The sequence below is a fragment of the Aquitalea sp. S1-19 genome (genome assembly GCF_024343515.1).
This window is the reverse complement of record NZ_RJTZ01000330.1, coordinates 1-887: the sequence shown is the minus strand read 5'-3', so window position 1 is coordinate 887 and position 887 is coordinate 1. Positions and strand designations below refer to the sequence as shown.

Genomic DNA, 887 nt, shown 5'->3' with positions numbered 1-887 from the left:
TGCCGGTTACACCGGCATCTCCACCGCCTTGCATCTGGCTGAAGCCGGCTACAAGGTGATCGTGCTCGAAGCCGCCCGCGTCGGCTGGGGCGCTTCGGGGCGCAATGGCGGCCAGATCGTCAATAGCTATAGCCGCGACATGGACGTGATCGAAGCACGCCACGGCAAGGAAGCGGCCCGCCGCATCGGCGCCATGGCATTCGAAGGCGGACGCATCATCCGCGAGCGTATCGCCAAATACAACATTCAGTGCGACCTGAAGGATGGCAATGTGTTTGCCGCCTTTACCCAGAAGCAACTGGACGAAATGGCGGCAAAAAAAGCCTTGTGGGAAGCCTATGGCCATACCGGCCTCAAGCTGATCGACAAAGCCGGCATGAAGGATATCGTACAGAGCGATGCCTACGTCGGCGCACTGCTGGACAACTGGGGCGGCCATATCCACCCGCTGAATCTGGCGCTGGGCGAAGCCGCTGCGTTCGAGTCACTGGGCGGCGTGATTTACGAGCAGTCGCCGGTGACGGCCATCATCGAAGGCGACAAGCCCTCAGTCAAGACTGCGCATGGCGAAGTCAGCGCCGACTTTGTCGTGGTGGCCGGCAATGCCTACTTGGGCAACCTGATTCCCAAACTGGCGGAAAAAACGCTGCCCTGTGGTACGCAGGTGGTCACCACCGCCCCGCTGGACGCCAAGCTCGCCCGCGCCTTGCTGCCCGGCAACAACTGTGTCGAAGACTGCAACTTCCTGCTCGACTACTACCGGCTGACCGCCGACAACCGCCTGCTGTACGGTGGCGGTACCGTCTACGGCGCACGCGACCCCGGTGCCATCGAGACTCTGGTCCGCCCCAAGCTGGAGAAAACCTTCCCGCAACTGAAGGGCGTCA

The 887-nt window shown here is 62.0% G+C and carries 1 protein-coding gene; it reads left to right on the top strand.

All coding sequences use genetic code 11. From position 1 onward, the window contains the following. Positions 1–887: NAD(P)/FAD-dependent oxidoreductase (locus EGI20_RS18860; protein WP_498633231.1), on the top strand; the 887-nt coding region annotated here is incomplete at both ends.